This is a genomic window from Alloalcanivorax sp. C16-2, assembly GCF_046507615.1.
Taxonomy (GTDB): domain Bacteria; phylum Pseudomonadota; class Gammaproteobacteria; order Pseudomonadales; family Alcanivoracaceae; genus Alloalcanivorax; species Alloalcanivorax marinus_A.
The window spans coordinates 1,143,751-1,157,568 of the sequence record NZ_JBKFTL010000001.1; the positions used below are offsets into that span (position 1 = coordinate 1,143,751).

Consider the following 13,818-nt stretch of genomic DNA (forward strand, 5'->3'; position numbering starts at 1 on the left):
TCAGTTGGCCACGATGTTGACGAGTTTGCCGGGAATCACGATTACCTTGCGCACCGTCTTGCCTTCGGTGAAGCGCTGCACATTGGGTTCTTCCCGGGCCAGTTGTTCCAGGGTGCCCTTGTCGGCGTCGGCGGGTACGTCCAGCTTGGCGCGCACCTTGCCGTTGACCTGCACCACCAGCTCGATGGTGTCCTTGACCAGGGCGCTTTCGTCCACCTCCGGCCAGGGCGCGTCCACCGCCGGCTGATCGTGGCCCAGCTCGGCCCACAGGGCGTGGGCGGCATGGGGGACGATCGGCGAAAGCAGCAGCACCGCCGCTTCCAGGGCTTCCTGGAGCGCCGCCCGACCGCCGTCGTCGGCGGGCTCGAAGCGGCTGATTTCGTTGCACAGTTCCATCACCGCCGCGATGGCGGTGTTGAAGGTGTAGCGGCGGCTCAGATCGTCGCTGACCTTCTGAATGGTTTCATGGGTCTTGCGGCGCAGGGTCTTGCCGGCATCGTCCAGGGCGCCCGGTTCCAGCGCCGGAGCGGTGCCGGCTTCCACATGCTCGGCGACCAACCGCCAAAGGCGCTTGAGGAAGCGGTGGGCGCCTTCCACGCCGGCGTCGTTCCATTCCAGGGATTGTTCCGGTGGCGCCGCGAACATCATGAACAGGCGCACGGTGTCGGCGCCGAATTCCTCGATCATCGCCTGCGGGTCCACGGTATTGCCCTTGGACTTGGACATCTTGGCGCCGTCCTTGAGCACCATGCCCTGGCACAGCAGGCGCTTGAATGGCTCGTCGGAGTCCACCAGGCCGGCGTCGCGCAACAGCTTGTGGAAGAAACGGGAATACAGCAGGTGCAGGATGGCGTGTTCGATGCCGCCCACGTACTGGTCCACCGGCAGCCAGTAGTTGGCGCGCTCCGGGTCGAGCATGGCGGTATCGTCGTCCGGGCAGGTAAAGCGGGCCGCGTACCAGCTTGATTCCATGAAGGTATCGAAGGTGTCGGTTTCGCGCAGGGCGGGCTGGCCGTTGTACTCGGTCTTCGCCCATTCCGGGTCCGCCTTGATCGGCGAGGTGACGCCGTCCATTTGCACGTCCTCGGGCAGCACCACCGGCAGCTGGTCCTCGGGCACCGGCACCTGGGTGCCATCCTCCAGGGTCAGCATGGGGATCGGCGCGCCCCAGTAGCGCTGGCGGGAAACGCCCCAGTCGCGCAGACGATAGTTCACCTTCTTCTCGCCCAGGCCGCGCTCCGCCAGCCAGGCGGCGATGGCGTCAAACGCCTGGTCGGAGGTGAGCCCGTCGAATTCGCCGCTGTTGACCAGTTTGCCCTTGGCGGTGAACGCCTCGTTGGTCAGATCAATGGTCTCGTCCCCGGCGGGCTCGATCACCTGCTTGATCGGCAGATCGTATTTTTGCGCGAACTCGAAATCGCGCTGGTCGTGGGCGGGCACCGCCATCACCGCGCCGGAGCCGTAGTCCATCAGCACGAAGTTGGCGATCCATACCGGCACTTCCTCGCCGCTGATCGGATGGATCGCGTAGCGGCCGGTGAACACACCTTTCTTCTCCATGGTGGCGAGATCCGCCTCGGCCACCTTGGTGTGGGTGCATTCCTCGATAAAGGCGGCGATCCCGGGGTTGTCCCCGGCGGCCTGTTGGGCCACCGGGTGCTGGGCGGCCACCGCCACATAGCTGACCCCCATCAGGGTGTCCGGGCGGGTGGTGTAGACGCTCAGCGCCTGGTCGCCGTCTTTCAGGGCGTCCTTTAATGCAAAGTCCAGCTGCACGCCCTCGGAGCGGCCGATCCAGTTGCGCTGCATGGTCTTGACCTGTTCCGGCCAGCCGTCCAACTGATCCAGGTCTTCCAGCAGTTCATCCGCGTAGGCGGTGATCCTGACGAACCACTGCGGGATGTCCTTGCGCTCCACCAGGGCGCCGGAACGCCAGCCGCGCCCGTCGATGACCTGTTCGTTGGCCAGCACGGTCTGGTCCACCGGGTCCCAGTTCACCGTGGACATCTTCTTGTAGACCAGGCCCTTCTCGTACAGCTTGGTGAAGAACCACTGCTCCCAGCGGTAATACTCCGGGGTGCAGGTGGCCAGCTCGCGGCTCCAGTCGTAGCCGAAGCCCAGCTGTTTGAGCTGGCCCTTCATGTACTTGATGTTTTCGTAGGTCCAGTAGGCCGGGGCGCTCTTGTTCTTCACCGCCGCGTTTTCCGCCGGCAGGCCGAAGGCGTCCCAGCCCATGGGCTGCAGCACGTTCTTGCCGAGCATGCGCTGGTAGCGGCTGATCACGTCGCCGATGGTGTAGTTACGCACATGGCCCATATGCAGCCGGCCGGAGGGGTAGGGGAACATGCTCAGGCAATAGAATTTCTCCTTGCCGGGCTGCTCGGTGGCCTTGAAGCTGCCGGATTCTTCCCAGTGCTTCCGGGCTTCATCTTCTACCTTCTTGGGCTGATACTGTGCGTCCATCGGTTCTCTATGAGTCGGGTGAGGAATGAGTCGGGTGAGGAAAGCCCCATAGGATACATGAGCGAACGGCGGGCAGACAGCGGATGCGCGGCATGTTGATCACGGCGGTGGCCGGGGTGGTGCTGGTGGCGGCCACCCTGCCGGCGGTGGTGCGCCAGTTCTACCCTCCGGCGCCGGCGCCGGCGCCGCTGGCGCACGGCGCGCCCGCCGTGGTGGTGGTGCTGGGCGCCGGCCGGCAACGCCATGGCAATGGTTACCGGCTCACCGCCACCGGCCTGCGGCGCCTGCATCGGGGCGTGGAGGAAGCCCGGCGGCGGGATTTGCCGCTGCTGCTCAGTGGCGGCGCCGAGGACCACGCGCCCCGCGACCCGGACGATTCCGAGGCCGGGCTGATGGCGGTGGAGGCCCGGCGGCTGTGGCCGGGGGCCCGCATCGAGATCGAGCCGGGCAGCCGCAGCACCTGGGAGAACGCGGTGAACAGCGCCGCGCAACTGCGCCGGCGGGGCATCGACACGGTGTTGCTGGTCACCGACCGGGTGCACCAGCCCCGGGCCCTGCTCAGTTTCCGCCGCCAGGGGCTGAAGGCGATACCGGCGCCGGTGGATACCCTGCCCGAGGCCGCCTGGCTGCCCTCCGCCGGGGCGCTGGCGGAGGTGCCGGTGATCTGGCGGGAGTGGGCGGCGCTGATCTGGTACCGGTTGCGTTATTTTTAGGGGCTGGCGGGCAAAGGCCGCATCGCGCCAGCGACGCGCGTGGTTTCCGGGTCCAGCGTCTCCAGCGCCTGGTAATGACTGAGAAACACCTTCCCCGTTAGCCGCGCAAGGAAATCGCTGCGCTGCAACTGATCCATCACCGGCCCCTTCACCTCGGACAAATGCAGGGTGAGGCCGGCGTCCGCCAGGCGCCGGTTGAGGGTTTCCAGGCTGTCCAGGGCGCTGGCGTCGATGTGGTTGATCGCCGAGCACAACAACACCACGTGGCGCTGGCCGGCGCGGTTGAGCGCCGCGTCGTAGATGGCGTCCTCGGTGCGCCGGGCATTGGCGAAGTAGAGCGATTCATCCACCCGGATCGACAGCACCCGGGGTGAGGTGACCACCCGGTGCCGGCGTACATTGCGGAAATGCTCGGTGCCCGGCATTTGCCCCAGCTCCGCCATGTGCGGCTGGCTGGTGCGCCACAGGTGCAGCCCCAGGGCCGCCGCCACGCCGGCGATGACGCCGGTTTCCACCCCCGCCGCCAGCACCCCGACCAGGGTGATCAGCATGGCGGCGAAATCCGCCTTCGAGTAGCGCCAGGCCCGTACCAGGGCTGGCAGGTCCACCAGGGTGAGCACCGCCACGATGATGGTGGCCGCCAGGGTGGCCTTGGGCAGGTAATGGAACCAGGGGGTGAAAAACAGGGCGGTCAGGGCGATGCCGCCGGCGGTGAACACCCCGGCCAGGGGGGTGCGGGCGCCGGCGTCGAAATTGACCACCGAGCGGGAGAAACCGCCGGTGACCGGGATGCCGCCGCTGACCCCGGAGGCCAGGTTGGCGGCGCCCAGGCCGATCAGCTCGGCGTTGGAGTCGATGCGCTGGCGGCGCTTGGCGGCCAGGGTCTGGGCCACGGACACCGATTCCACGAAGCCGATCAGGCTGATCAGCAGGGCCGGCAGCCACAGCTGGCCGATCAGGCCGGCGTCGAACGCCGGCAGGGTCGGTGCCGGCAGGCCGCCGGGGACCTCGCCGACGATCGCCACGCCCTGGTTCGCCAGCCCGCCCGGGCCCGCCGCCAGGGCGGTGCCGATCACCGCCACCACCGGGCCGGCCTTGGCCAGCAGCTCCGCCAGCCAGGTGGGCAGGGCGGTGCGCGCCAGCAGGCGTTTGAGCGGCCCGCGCGCCCACATCAGGAACAGTACGGCGGCGCCGCCCACCAGGGCGGTAGCCGGGTTGAACGCCTGGAAATGTCCGGCGGCGGAGGCCGCCAGTTGCCACAGGGTGTCGCCGTGCAGGGGAATGCCGAGCAGGTGTTTGAGCTGGCTGGCGGCGATCAGAATGCCGGAGGCGGTGATGAACCCGCTGATCACCGAATGACTGAGCAGGTTGGCCACCCAGCCCAGGCGCAGCAGGCCCATGACCACCAGCATGACACCGGACAGCAGCGCCAGTATCACGGTGGCGGTCAGGTACAGGTCGGCGTCGCCGCCGGCCACCTGACCCGCCGCCGCCGCGGTCATCAGCGACACCACCGCCACCGGGCCCACCGCCAGGGTGCGGCTGGAGCCGAACAGGGCGTAAGCCACCAGCGGCAGGATGCTGGCGTACAGCCCCACCTGGGGTGGCACCCCGGCAAGCAGAGCGTAGGCCAGGCTCTGGGGGATCAGCATGATGGTGACGATCAGTGCCGCCATGCCGTCGGCGGCGGCGTCCTCGCGGCCATAGCCCCGCAGCCAGACGGCGGCGGGCAGCCATCGGGTCAGGCTCATTCGCGCAACTGCCGGGCCCGTTCCCACAGTTTGCCGCAGCGGTTGCCGGTGCGGCAGAAGGCCAGCACCGGGCCTGGCTGCCGGTCCACCAGCTCGGCGAAGCGGCGCGCGTCCTGGTCGTCGATCTCGCTGGCCACCACCGGCTGGTAGTGATAAGTCAGGCCGGCTTCCCGGGCCGCCCGTTCCATGGTGAGGTGGTCCGGCTGGTCCTCGGCTTCGCCGTCCGGACGGTTGTTGATGACCGCCCGGAACCCGGCCCGGGCCAGGTCCGCCAGGTCCTCGGGGCGCAACTGCGGTGCCACCGCCAGATCAGGGGTGAGTTGGGTGTAATCGGCCATTGAGGCTCCCGGAGTCAGAGTACGTTAAGAGGGATTTTCAGGTAACGGGTGCCGTTGCTTTCCGCCGGCGGCAGATGGCCGGCGCGCATGTTGACCTGCACCGAGGGAAGAATAAGGCGCGGCATGCCCAGGGTGGCGTCCCGTTTTTCGCGCATGGCCACGAACTCCGCCTCGCTGACGCCTTCATGCACATGGATGTTGTGGCGGCGCTGTTCGCCCACGGTGGTCTGCCAGTGAAATTCCTGGCGGCCATCGGGCAGGTAGTCGTGGCACAGAAACATGCGGGTGTCGTCGGGCAGTGCCAGCAGTTTCTGGATCGAGCGATACAGGGTGCGGGCGTCGCCGCCGGGGAAGTCGCAGCGGGCGGTGCCGTAGTCCGGCATGAACAGGGTGTCGCCGACGAACACGGCATCGCCGATCAGATGGCTCATGCAGGCCGGGGTATGACCGGGCGTGTGCAGGGCGCGGCAGGTCAGGTTGCCGAGCCGGTATTCGTCACCGTCGTGGAACAAATGGTCGAACTGGCTGCCGTCGCGCTGGAAGTCGGAATCCGCGTTGAATACCTTGCCGAAGGTGTCCTGCACGGTGCGGATCTGGTCGCCGATGGCCAGCTTGCCGCCCACCTGTTCCTGGATCCAGGGCGCCGCGGACAGGTGGTCGGCGTGCACATGGGTTTCCAGCAACCATTCCACGGTCAGCTCCCGGGCGCGCACGAAATCCACCAGGCGCTGGGCGCCTTCGTGGCTGGTGCGACCGGAATGGGGGTCGTAGTCGAGCACCGAGTCGACGATGGCGCAATGGTGGGTTTCCGGATCGATCACCACATAGCTCACCGTATTGGTGTCGGTGTCGAAGAAACTTTCGACCTGTGGGCGGGACGCTTGTGTGCTCATGACGGGCCTCCAGGGGTGGTCGCGGCCGCGCCCGGATGGCGCCGGCCGGACTCTGTTTATAGAGCTCCGCCGGCGGGAAGTCAAATTAAGTTATAAGCATATAGCTAAATAATATATAGGCCCCGGGCTGGTTATAAGCCGCCGGTTATGAGCGCGGTCACGGTCGTGGCAAGGTATCCAGCAGGGAGCGTGCCCGCCGGCCCCGGCCCAGCACCACGAAGGCCAGGGCCAGCAGCAGGGAAGGCCAGGCCCCGGCTACCATGAAGGGCGTGTTGCCTTGGCGCGGCTGATAATCGGCGAGCAGCACATCGCGCTCGAACTGGGGCAGGCGTTCCACCACCCGTCCCTGGGGATCGACCACGGCGGTAATGCCATTGTTGGTGCCGCGTAGCAGCCAGCGCCCGGTTTCCAGGGCGCGCAGGCGGGTCATCTGAAAGTGTTGATGAGGGCCCGCGGAAGTGCCGAACCAGGCATCGTTGCTAATGGTCAGCAGCACGTCGGCGCCGGCGCTGCGTGCCGCCACCAGATCCGGGTACAGAATCTCATAGCAGATAAAAGGCGCGACTTCCTGGCCCAGGGCGTGCAGGTTGGGCTGGCTGGCCCGGCCCGGGGTAAAGCTGGACATGGCCAGATCGAAGAACGGGATCAGCCCGCGCAGCAGATCCTGCATGGGGACGTACTCGCCGAACGGCACCAGCTTCTGTTTGTGATAGACGCCGTTGTCGTGGTGGGTGCCCACCACGGCGATGCTGTTGTGGTAGGTCACCGGCGAGCGCGACTCATCCCGCCAGGGCAGGCCGGTGATCAGAGCGCCGCCCTTGTCCGCCACCGCTTCGCCCTCACTGTCGACGAATCCCTTGATGTCCTGATAGAACTCGATCATCGCCGACTCCGGCCAGATCACCAGGGTGCCCTCGGGCAGGCCGTCGGTCAGCCCGGCATAGATGTCCCGGGTTTCCCCGCGCATGGTCGCCAGCCATTTCAGATCCTGGGGAATGTTGCCCTGCACCAGGGCCACCGGCTGGCGCTCGCCGGACGGTCGGGTGAACTCCAACTGGCCGCCAATAATGGCCGCCACGACCGCCAACACCGACGCCGCCAGCGGGCCGAGCGCGCGCCCGCGTTGCTCGATCAGCGCCACCGCCGTGGCGGACAGCACCACCGCCGCCAGGGTTACCGCCCAGATGCCCCCCAGCGGCGCCAGCCCGGCCAGCGGCGTATCGACCAGCGCATAGCCGCTGTACAGCCACGGGAAGCCGGTGAGCAACCAGCCGCGCACCCAGTCCAGCAGCAGCCAGGCGCCGGCGAACATCAGGGCGCCGCCCCCCAACCGCCGGGTCAGCCAGAAGGTGACTCCCTGGAACAGGGCCATCAGGGCGGCGAAGGCGCCGGTGAAGGGAATCGCCATCCACAACGGCATGAAGCCGTAGTCGGTCATCGACACATGCAGCCAACTGATGCCAAAACCAAACAACCCCAGGCCATAGACCCAGCCGGTAAGCAGCGCGCGGCGCGGCGTCGGCGCCCGGCTCTGGCACCAGTAGGCCAGCGCCAGGCTGACGAACAGCAGCGGCCAGAAACCATAGGGAGCAAAGGCGAGAGGAAACAGAAGCCCGGCGATCAGGGCGAGCAGCAGGTTGAGCATGGGTGTCGGCGGTCCCGGCGCTGGATTCGGTAAGAGGGCGATGGCCCGAGGCTAGTGACGCCACGTTATACGCAAATTAAGCGTGTCATGCCACGGGACGATAGCGATGGACGGCTTGCTATTGCTATAGAAAAAATAGATAAAAGGAGCCCTTTCATTACAAAAAACGATTTGCCGGGCCCGTCCCGGTGCCGTCGGGAGACGCCCATGAACCTGAAACAACTGCACGCCCTGGTGGCGGTCTTCGAGGAAGGCAGCTTCTCCGCCGCCGCCCAGCGACTGAATATCGTGCAACCGGCGCTTAGCCAGCAAATCATTGGCCTGGAAAAGGAACTGGAGGTTCAGCTTTTCGAGCGTACCAACCGGGGCGTGGCCTCCACCCGACATGGCCAGCGGCTGGTCAACCATGCCCGCTTGATCCTTCGCCAGATGGAAATCGCCCGTAACGATCTGCGTACTTCACGGGAATCGGAACCGGCCGGTGACGTGATCATCGCTCTGCCGGTCACCGTGACCCCCTTCCTGGGGCCTGGCCTGTTGGCCTGGCTGGAGCGGCACTATCCCAAGATCAACCTTCACATCGTTGAAGGGCTCAGTTCCGAAAGTGGCCATGTGGTGGAGACCGGCAAGGTGGAATTGGGCGTCAGCCCCAACGCCGCGGAGCTGGACGACGTGGAGTCCATACCGGTGCTGCGCGAGTACTTCTATTTGATTGGCGCGCCGAATCTGGTCGGGCCGGAAACCGGTGATATCGACCTGGCCGAAGCCGCGGCCCGGCCGCTGATTCTTGGCGACCGCACACACAATATGCGTCGCGTGATCGATGAGCATGTGGTGGCCGCCGGCGCGCAACTGAACCTGCGTTTCGAACAGAACGGTCCCAAAACACTGACGTCGGTGGTGGACGAAGGCATGGCCTGCATCATTGCCAACCTGCCCATGCCGTTGATGGATAACCGTACCTACCCACGGCAGGCGCGGCGCATTACAAATCCCATGATTCAGAGGCTGATGACCGTGGCCTGGCCCCGCAAGCGGCCCTTGTCGAGACCGGCGGAGAGAGTGCGTGACGGCATGATCCGGTTGATGGTCGAAGCCGCCGAAGCGGGGCATTGGAAGGCCGATGTGGTGCTGCCTCCCGAGCAGGTTTTGGCATTAAAAAATGTGATGCCAGATATCGTGAAATAATATTTTTTTCTCCTGGATGGCCGCCGTACTCTGCGGAAGACGTGGTGGCCGCCTTGGCCTCCGTTAAAAAACCGGGCGTCATGCCCATGGAGAGCAGAATGAGACTAATAAAACACTGCGCCGCCGCCGTCCTGGCGGTGAGCACGCTTTTCACCCTTGTGTTATCCGGTACGGCGCAGGCCGCGGACTGGCCGTCCAAGCCGATTACTCTATTGGTTGGGTTTTCCGCCGGTGGCGGCGCCGATACTCTGGCCAGGCTGATGGCTCACGCGTTGGAAAAAGACCTGGGTCAGCCGGTGGTGGTCGACAATAAAGCCGGCGGTGGTGGCGTGGTAATGGCCACCTTGCTACAGCGGGCGCCCGCGGATGGCTACACCATCGGCTTTACCTCGGATTCCACCTTTGATGCTCTGCCGTTTATCGTGCGCACCGCGTACCAGCCCGACGATTTTGATTATCTGGCCACCGTCACCGAGCTGCAGAATGCCTTGGTGGCCGGCGCCAGCGCGCCGTTTTCCACCTGGGATGAGATGCTGGCCTACGCCCGTGAAGAAGGCGGTCTTACCTTTGGTTCGCTGTCGCCGATTACCACTAAATTCGCCGAGCGCTGGGCGAAGAAGGAAGGCATTAATGTACGTACGGTGCCGATCAAGGGTGGGCGGCAGATTATCACCGACGTGATGGGGCGCCACCTGGATGTGGGTTGGAGCGCCGGGGTCCATCAGGCCTATCTGAACGATAAGGGCGTCAAGGTGATTGTCGGGATGAACGACAAGCGCCTGAGCACTTCGCCGGACGTGCCGACCATTGGCGAGCATGGTTATGGGCGAAGTTATACCAGCTACTTCATGCTGGCGGCCCCCAAGGGAATTCCCTCGCCGGTGCGTGAAAAGTTGTTGGTGGCGATTCGTAAGGCCGCCACGTCGAAAGATGTGGCGAACCTGGCCGAGGAAAAGATGAAATTCCCCAATGTGGTCCTGTCCGCGGAACAGCTCACCCGCTTTATCCAGACGCAAAGCATGGAAAACAAGCGCGAATTTTCCGAACAATAACCGCGCAGTCACGAGGCAACGTCGTCATGAACGCTCGGATCGTGGATCTGTCGGCGGGGGTGCTGGTCACTCTGGCCGGCCTCTTCACCCTGTTCTATCTGATTCCCCAACACATCAGTCCAAGCCTGGGCTTTGGCCTGTCGCCACGGGCGTTTCCCTATCTTTGCGCCGCGGCGATCACGGTGTTGGGCGTGGTGCTGGTGGTCGTCAGCGCCCGGCACCGGGCCCTGGCGGAACGCCCGGCGCCGGTCAGTCGCGCGGCATTGAAGCGTCTCGTCGTGGTGCTGGCGGTACTGGTTCTGGTGCTGGCGCTAATGCAGTGGGTCGGCTTTCTCGCGGCGGCCTCGGTGGCGGTGGCGTTGCTGATGCTGTTGATGGGCGAGCGCCGCTGGTTGCCGATCGTGCTGACATCGCTGGGTTGGAGCCTGTTCCTTTGGGTTCTGTTTGATCGCGTGCTGGGCACGCCCCTGCCCTGAGGAGACCACAATGGACACGATACTCGCGGGTTTTTCCGATGCTTTCACGCTGAGCAATGTGTTGTTCGTGTTGCTGGGGATTCTGATCGGGCAACTGTTCGCCGCCGCTCCAGGCGTTGGCTCGCTGATCGCGATCACCATCGCCGTTCCCTATACCTTCTACATGAGCCCGGTGGCGGCGCTGGGATTTCTGATCGGCATCAACAAGGGCGGCACCATTGGCGGCGCGGTATCGGCGATTCTTATGAACACTCCGGGCTCCCCGGAGGCCACAGCCAGTACCTTCGACGGTTATCCAATGACGCAGCAGGGCAAGGCGCGCAAGGCTCTCAGAGCGGCGCACTTCTCGTCGGTAACCGGCGATACCCTCAGCGATCTGGTGCTGATTTTCGTGGCCGCGCCACTGTCCATGGTGGCCATGAAAATGGGGCCACCGGAAATGGCCGCGGTGATTCTGGTGGCACTGGTGATCATCGCCGGCCTGGTGGGTAACTCGATGATCAAGGGGTTGATCGCGGCCTTCCTCGGTTTGTTCATGAGCCTGGTGGGCATGGATCAGAGTACCGCGGCGGAACGGCTGACTTTCGGTATTCCGGAACTGATGGATGGCATCTCCATCACCGCGGCCGGCATCGGCGTATTGGCGTTGGGTGAGATCCTCCGGCAGATCGTATTCTCCGCCAGCCTGCCACGTCTGGACCAGAAGAACAGTGAATCGGTTAAGTCCGGCGAGCCCTTTACCTGGCAGGATTTTCGTACCATCCTGCCGACCATTCTTCGCTCCACCATGATCGGCACCATGATCGGGGCGATTCCCGGAATCGGCTCCAGCGCCGCCGGCTTTCTCGGTTATACCGCCGCCAAGCGTGCCTCGAAAAATCCGGAGCGCTTTGGCAAGGGTGAAATCCGGGGCGTGGCCGCCTCGGAGGCCGCCAACAGTTCAGTGGTCGGGGCGAATTTCATCCCGCTTCTGTCCCTGGGTATCCCGGGTAATGTGGCGGCGGCAATTATTCTTGGCGCCTTTCTGATTCACGGCATCACGCCCGGTCCGCAACTGTTCTCGGAACAGCCGCGACTGATCTACTCCCTGTTCGCGGTAATGTTGATCGGTGATCTGCTCAATCTGATCACCGGTCTTTTCACCATGGGTTTTTTCGCCCGGGTCATTCGCATTCCGCTTACCTACATCATTCCCTGCGTGGTGGTGCTGTGTATCACCGGCGTGATCGTGGCCGACAGCTTGTTCGATGCCTGGCTTTTGATTGCCATGGCGGTGGCCGGTTTCTTCATGCGCATGCTCAACTTTTCGTTTGTTACCTTCATTATCGGCTATGTGCTCGGGCCGATGTTCGAAGAGGCTTTTGGTCAGGCGATGATCATGGCCGATGGTGATCCGCTGTATCTGTTTGAGCGTCCGATCGCCTGCGTGTTTATCCTGCTTGCGGTGGTGGTGCTGGTCAGCCTTTTGCGGCAGCACCGCCGCGCGGGGCGTGCCATGGCGGTGATGAAATAATTTACCCTTTGTCTCCCTAAGGGATGGCCGGTCTCCAATGACCGGCCTTTTTTTTGAAAAAAAATAGTCGATCGATATTTTTTTGTTAAAAAGAAATGTGATGGCGAAAATCATAAAATAATATTTTTCAATGTATGTCTCCTTGGCCATGATTTTTTGAATGATTCGCCGCCGTTCCGGCGCCGCCATTCGAATAACAGGAACAGGGAGAATGCAGTGAACCTTGGTCATCTGGTGACCCGCAGTGCACGCTATTGGCCGGACCGCCCGGCGGTGGCGGACCGTCATCGCCGGGTCAGTTACCGGCAGCTCGAAGAACGTTCCAACCGGCTCGCCAATGCGCTGCTCGGCCTGGGCCTGGAGCCCGGTGACCGGGTCGCCCTCTACAGCCTCAACCGCGCGGAGCTGGTGGAGGCGGAAGTGGCCTTGTACAAGGCGGGGTTGGTCAAGGCGCCGCTGAACGCGCGTCTGTCCACCGAGGAAGCCCTTCACGTGCTTGAGGACGCCCAGGCGCGGGTGCTGATCGTCGGGCCGGAACATGCCCCGGGGATTCTTGAACGTCGCGACGACCTACCCGTCGTGGAGCGGGTGGTGGTGATCGGCGCCGATGGCGCGGAGAGCTTCGAGGCGCTGCTGGCCAAGGGTGACGCCGCGCTGCCGTCGGTCCAGGTGGATCCGGATGCGCCGGCGGTGCTGCATTACACCTCCGGTTCTTCCGGCCGCTTGAAGGCGGCGGTGCAAACGTTCAATAACCGCCTGGCGTTGGTACGCAAATCGCTGATGCTGCCGGAAGGCCGCTTCGCCAAAGATGAGGTGATTGGCCATGTCGGGCCGGTGACCCACGCCAGCGGCATGCAGATCATGCCGACGCTGACCACCGGCGGCTGCAACTACCTGATCGATCGCTTCGATATCGCCGAGCTGTTCGCCACCATTCAGCGCGAGCGCATTACCCGTTTCTTCGCGGTGCCGACCATGCTGTACCGGTTGATCGACAGCGGTCTGGCCGGCGAGTACGACCTCTCCAGCCTGCGTCGCATCACCTACGGCGCGGCGCCGATGGCGCCGTCCCGGTTGCGCGAAGCCATGGACGTGTTCGGGCCGATCTTCACCCAGGGCTACGGCGCCGGCGAGACTACTTCGACCATCTCCATCCTGACCCTGGAAGATCACCTGCGCGGTCTGCGCGACAAGCCGGAGCTGCTCAGCTCCTGCGGACGCCCCTATGGCGAGTCCGAGGTGATCATCGCCGACGACGACGGCAATCCGCTGCCCGATGGCGAGGCCGGTGAAATCCTGGTGCGCGGGCCGGACGTGATGCAGGGCTACTGGAACGCCCCGGACCTGACCGAGGAAGTGGTCAAGGACGGCTGGTACCACACCGGTGACGTGGCGCGCCGGGACGAGGAAGGCTTCCTTTACATCATCGATCGCAAGAAGGACATGATCATTTCCGGCGGCTTCAACATCTACCCGGCGGAGATCGAAACCGTTCTGTTCCGCCACCCGACGGTAGCGGAGTGCTGCGTGGTCGGCGCGCCGGACGCGGAGTGGGGCGAGCAGGTGATCGCCTTCGTGGTGTGCCGGCCCGGCGAGACGGCGGACGAAGCCACTCTGGTCGACTATTGCGCCGAGCACCTGGCCAGTTTCAAGAAGCCTCGTCACGTGCGTTTTGTCGATGAGCTTCCCAAGAACCCCAACGGGAAGGTGGCCCGGCGCCTGGTGCGCGACACCTTCTGGAAGGATCACGACCGTCAGGTCGGCTGATCCCCGTCCGCGCTAACAG

Annotated in this window: 11 protein-coding genes; 6 read left to right on the forward strand and 5 right to left on the reverse strand. The window is 64.4% G+C overall.

All coding sequences use genetic code 11. The features are described 5' to 3' along the window. Positions 1-2,463 carry a leucine--tRNA ligase gene (gene leuS, locus ACLD02_RS05445; RefSeq protein ID WP_410298120.1) on the reverse strand — a complete coding sequence of 821 codons (2,463 nt, stop codon included), beginning with the start codon at positions 2,461-2,463 and terminating at the stop codon, positions 1-3. A 92-nt stretch (positions 2,464-2,555) separates the two neighbouring features. Between leuS and ACLD02_RS05450 the strand changes: the two genes are divergently transcribed. Beyond that, complete coding sequence (locus tag ACLD02_RS05450; protein WP_410298121.1) at positions 2,556-3,176, forward strand: YdcF family protein; 621 nt, start codon at positions 2,556-2,558, stop codon at positions 3,174-3,176. Here the strand turns inward: ACLD02_RS05450 and ACLD02_RS05455 are convergent. The 4 genes from ACLD02_RS05455 to lnt all read right to left on the reverse strand — a co-directional run bounded on the left by ACLD02_RS05455 (position 3,173) and on the right by lnt (position 7,803). Then, the gene (locus ACLD02_RS05455) at positions 3,173-4,927 is read right to left on the reverse strand and encodes a SulP family inorganic anion transporter (protein ID WP_410298122.1); all 1,755 of its coding nucleotides are present in this window, start codon (positions 4,925-4,927) and stop codon (positions 3,173-3,175) included. The two genes, ACLD02_RS05450 and ACLD02_RS05455, sit on opposite strands and share 4 nt — an antisense overlap. Continuing rightward, entirely contained in the window at positions 4,924-5,265 is a 342-nt protein-coding gene (locus ACLD02_RS05460) for a TIGR01244 family sulfur transferase (protein WP_410298123.1), read from the reverse strand. Before ACLD02_RS05460 ends, ACLD02_RS05455 begins: the two co-directional genes overlap by 4 nt. 14 nt (positions 5,266-5,279) lie before the next feature. Then, positions 5,280-6,158, reverse strand: coding sequence for an MBL fold metallo-hydrolase (locus tag ACLD02_RS05465; RefSeq protein ID WP_410298124.1), 879 nt, complete (start codon positions 6,156-6,158; stop codon positions 5,280-5,282). A gap of 157 nt (positions 6,159-6,315) precedes the next feature. Further along, on the reverse strand, positions 6,316-7,803 hold the full coding sequence (gene lnt, locus ACLD02_RS05470) for an apolipoprotein N-acyltransferase (protein ID WP_203102504.1): 1,488 nt from the start codon (positions 7,801-7,803) through the stop codon (positions 6,316-6,318). A 207-nt stretch (positions 7,804-8,010) separates the two neighbouring features. Here lnt and ACLD02_RS05475 point away from each other — a divergent pair, with 207 nt between their 5' ends. The 5 genes from ACLD02_RS05475 to ACLD02_RS05495 all read left to right on the forward strand — a co-directional run bounded on the left by ACLD02_RS05475 (position 8,011) and on the right by ACLD02_RS05495 (position 13,799). After that, entirely contained in the window at positions 8,011-8,991 is a 981-nt protein-coding gene (locus tag ACLD02_RS05475) for a LysR family transcriptional regulator (protein ID WP_203102502.1), read from the forward strand. A 44-nt stretch (positions 8,992-9,035) separates the two neighbouring features. Further along, complete coding sequence (locus tag ACLD02_RS05480; protein ID WP_410298125.1) at positions 9,036-10,043, forward strand: tripartite tricarboxylate transporter substrate binding protein; 1,008 nt, start codon at positions 9,036-9,038, stop codon at positions 10,041-10,043. Between the two features lie 26 nt (positions 10,044-10,069). Next, positions 10,070-10,519, forward strand: coding sequence for a tripartite tricarboxylate transporter TctB family protein (locus tag ACLD02_RS05485; protein ID WP_410298126.1), 450 nt, complete (start codon positions 10,070-10,072; stop codon positions 10,517-10,519). Positions 10,520-10,529: 10 nt separating this feature from the next. After that, complete coding sequence (locus tag ACLD02_RS05490) at positions 10,530-12,032, forward strand: tripartite tricarboxylate transporter permease (RefSeq protein WP_203102496.1); 1,503 nt, start codon at positions 10,530-10,532, stop codon at positions 12,030-12,032. A 216-nt stretch (positions 12,033-12,248) separates the two neighbouring features. Continuing rightward, a complete protein-coding gene (locus ACLD02_RS05495) occupies positions 12,249-13,799 on the forward strand; it encodes a long-chain-fatty-acid--CoA ligase (protein WP_203102495.1) in 1,551 nt (516 codons plus the stop codon). Positions 13,800-13,818 lie beyond the last annotated feature (19 nt).

Bases quoted from the DNA above. Each gene is read 5' to 3' on its own strand.
- leuS (WP_410298120.1), bottom strand. From the start codon at position 2,463: ATGGACGCACAGTATCAGCCCAAGAAGGTAGAAGATGAAGCCCGGAAG.
- ACLD02_RS05450 (WP_410298121.1), top strand. From the start codon at position 2,556: ATGTTGATCACGGCGGTGGCCGGGGTGGTGCTGGTGGCGGCCACCCTG.
- ACLD02_RS05455 (WP_410298122.1), bottom strand. From the start codon at position 4,927: ATGAGCCTGACCCGATGGCTGCCCGCCGCCGTCTGGCTGCGGGGCTAT.
- ACLD02_RS05460 (WP_410298123.1), bottom strand. From the start codon at position 5,265: ATGGCCGATTACACCCAACTCACCCCTGATCTGGCGGTGGCACCGCAG.
- ACLD02_RS05465 (WP_410298124.1), bottom strand. From the start codon at position 6,158: ATGAGCACACAAGCGTCCCGCCCACAGGTCGAAAGTTTCTTCGACACC.
- lnt (WP_203102504.1), bottom strand. From the start codon at position 7,803: ATGCTCAACCTGCTGCTCGCCCTGATCGCCGGGCTTCTGTTTCCTCTC.
- ACLD02_RS05475 (WP_203102502.1), top strand. From the start codon at position 8,011: ATGAACCTGAAACAACTGCACGCCCTGGTGGCGGTCTTCGAGGAAGGC.
- ACLD02_RS05485 (WP_410298126.1), top strand. From the start codon at position 10,070: ATGAACGCTCGGATCGTGGATCTGTCGGCGGGGGTGCTGGTCACTCTG.
- ACLD02_RS05490 (WP_203102496.1), top strand. From the start codon at position 10,530: ATGGACACGATACTCGCGGGTTTTTCCGATGCTTTCACGCTGAGCAAT.